Source organism: Luteibacter sp. P4_E6, assembly GCF_056401535.1.
In genome coordinates, this window is record NZ_JBFUJE010000503.1 from 1 (window position 1) to 2829 (window position 2829).

General features: G+C 66.4%; 3 protein-coding genes. All 3 read right to left on the reverse strand.

The window, feature by feature from the left end; translation table 11 throughout:
• A partial coding sequence (locus AC1DT2_RS19920) for a peptidylprolyl isomerase (protein WP_477298237.1) occupies nt 1-541 on the reverse strand: 541 nt, incomplete at its 3' end.
• A 65-nt stretch (nt 542-606) separates the two neighbouring features.
• Nucleotides 607-2124, reverse strand: coding sequence for a Ppx/GppA phosphatase family protein (locus AC1DT2_RS19925; RefSeq protein WP_477298239.1), 1518 nt, complete (start codon nt 2122-2124; stop codon nt 607-609).
• A 69-nt stretch (nt 2125-2193) separates the two neighbouring features.
• Nucleotides 2194-2697, reverse strand: a complete 504-nt coding sequence (locus tag AC1DT2_RS19930; RefSeq protein ID WP_477298241.1) for a hypothetical protein — start codon at nt 2695-2697, stop codon at nt 2194-2196.
• Nucleotides 2698-2829 lie beyond the last annotated feature (132 nt).

The following is a 2829-nucleotide window of genomic DNA, read 5'->3' on the forward strand; positions in this document are numbered from 1 at the left end:
GCGCGCGAGTCGGCAGGGCGGCGATCTTGTCGACCACGTCCATGCCCGAAACGACCTTGCCGAACACCGCAAAGCCCCAGGTCAGGCCGCTCTGGTTGCTGACGTAGTCGAGCCGGCGGTTGTCGACCAGGTTGACGAAAAACTGCGCCGTCCCGGAGTTCGGATCGCCACCACGCGCCACGGCGAGCGTACCGCGCAGGTTCGACAGACCATTGTCGGCTTCGCTGGGAATGGCGGCGCGCGTGCGGCGCTGGGTGAGATCGCGACTGTAGAGGCCGCCCTGCACCATGTAGCCGTTGACCACGCGGTGGAACACCGTGCCGTCATAGAAGCCGTCGCGAACGTACTGCAGGAAATTCGCCACGCTCTTGGGCGCTTTGTCCGGGAACAGCTCGAACGTGACATCGCCCTGGGTGGTACGCATGACCACGCGCGGGTGGTCGACGGACGCCGGCGCTGGCGCTGCCGGCTTGGTCGTCTGCTGCGCCATGGACACAGCGGGCAGGGCGAGTAAGAGGCTGGCGAAGACGGCTTTGAGCATGGGTTACCGGTCGTGACGGCGAAACAATCGCGCCATGATACGCCCGTTCGCCGGGCGGATCGCGGTCATTCGGTGACGATCTCGAGATCCAGCCCGAGCTCGGCCAGTGGCTCGCGCTCCTGATCGAGGTCGGCTTCGGTCAGCGGGTGTTGGTCCAGCCAATCCGCCGGCAACGACAGGCGAAGGCGCTGGCGAGATGCACTCACCCGGATGCGGGGCAGGGCTTCGGCGCGGCGGGCGCGGCGGAACAGGACGCCCAGGCGGAGGATGGCCGTAATGTGCCGGGCCAGCRCCCGATAGCGCACGGGCAGCGCCGAGATCACCGATTTCTCGGGCTTGCGGCGATGGCATTCCACGATGGCCGCCAGTAGCTGCTGTTCCTGCCGGGAGAAGCCGGCCAGATCGGCGTGGCGGAGGATATAGCCGCCGTGACGCTGGTGCTGGCTATGCGCGATGGCCAGGCCGAGCTCGTGCACGCGCGCTGCCCACGACAGCCATTCACGGCCGTCGTCGTCGAGTTTCCAGGCCTTGCAGAGCTGGTCGAACAACCCGAGCGCGGTGGTTTCGACGCGGCGCGCCTGGGCGCGGTCCACGCCGTAGCGGCTGGCCAGCGAATCGATGCTGGCCATGCGCGGATCGGTACCGGCGGAACGGCCGATCAGGTCCCAGAGCAGGCCTTCACGCATCGAGCTTTCCGACACGCGCAGGCGCTCGATGCCGAGCGCTTCGAACGCGGCTTCGAAAATGGCCACGCCGCCAGCGAATACCTCGGCACGATCTTCGGCCAGGCCGGGCAGCTTGAGCGTCCCCGACGAGCCCTGTTCGATCAGAGCTTCACGCACGGCGGCCAGCGACTCGGGCGTAATGCCATCGTCGGAGAGCTTCATCGCGCGGACGACGGAGCCGATGGACTTGGCGGTACCCGACGAGCCGTAGGCGTCGGCCCAGCCCGCTTCGCGGTAGTCCTCGGAGAACTGCTGAAGCAGCACACCAATTTCCCGGCGGGCCTTCTGCCAGCGCTTGCGGGTGATCTTGCCGCCCGGGAAAAAGCGAAGGGTTGAGGCGATGCAGCCCACCTGGACGCTTTCCGTCAACAAGGGCGCCGTACCGCGGCCGATGATGAATTCGGTACTGCCACCGCCGATGTCGATGACCAGCCGATGGTCGCGCGACGCTGGCAGATCGTGTGACGAGCCCAGGAAGATCAGTCGGCCCTCTTCGCGGCCCGAGACGATTTCCACCGGATGCCCCAGCGCGGCCTCAGCCGCGGACAGGAAGGCATGCGGCGAGGCGAGGCGGCGCACGGTATTGGTCGCGACGGCGCGCACGTGCAGGGCGGGAATGCCGGCGATGCGCTGGCCGAAACGGGCCAGGCTAGCCAACGCCGAGGCGCGGTGGGTCTCGTCGAGCGTCCCATCCGGGCGCAAGCCCACGGCCATTCGCACGGAGTCGCGCAAGCGGTCGATGACACGGGGTTCACCGTGTTCGTAACGAGCCACCACCATGTGGAAGCTATTGGAGCCGAGGTCAACGGCGGCGAGAAATTCGCCTTCGTTGATCTGCGATTTACCTGAGGTCGGCAAGAGATCTGTCCGCAGCGGCGTATCGGGGGATTCTGGCATGGCGCCGGGGCTTGCATGCAACGCCTTTTGTCAGGCTGGCTTTGCGAGGCGAGTTTTGGGCAAGGCAGAAAGAACGAACAAGACGATGCAAAGGAAACCGAACACCCAATAATCCGTGGGCGCAGGCCCCCACCAGTGTCGGTGCCAGGGCACGTTCACGGGGTCGAAGCGCGCGATGCCGAAGGCGGGGTTGAGGATGAACCAGAGGCCGTCTTCGGCAACCCAGAACAGCATGACGCAGGCAATGACGCGAACCTGCGCACGCCAGCTCCAGTAGCCCTGGAACACCATGGGAAAATGGAAAAAGGCGGCGATAAAAGGAAAGACCCAGGCATGGTACCCGGTCATCGGTCGGCCGCCCCACAGCAGGTCGAGCAGCCAGTGGTTCTCGACGCRCCAGGTCGGCAGGCTCGTGGCCCAGCCATGCGGCCCTTCGATTTCGACTTCGACGTGGGCGAACATGAAGGCGAGCAGGAACGTGAACGCCGCAGTCGCCAGGGTAGCGACGAGGCGGCGGCGCGGCGAATGACTCATCGGCTATCCAGCAGGGCGAGCACGGTATCGACCACGTCGCGCGCCGCATGCGGGCGACCGATCGCCCGTGCGCTGGCGGCCATGGCGGCCAACCGTGCGGGGTGCGCCTGAAACTCGTGAATTCGCCAGGCC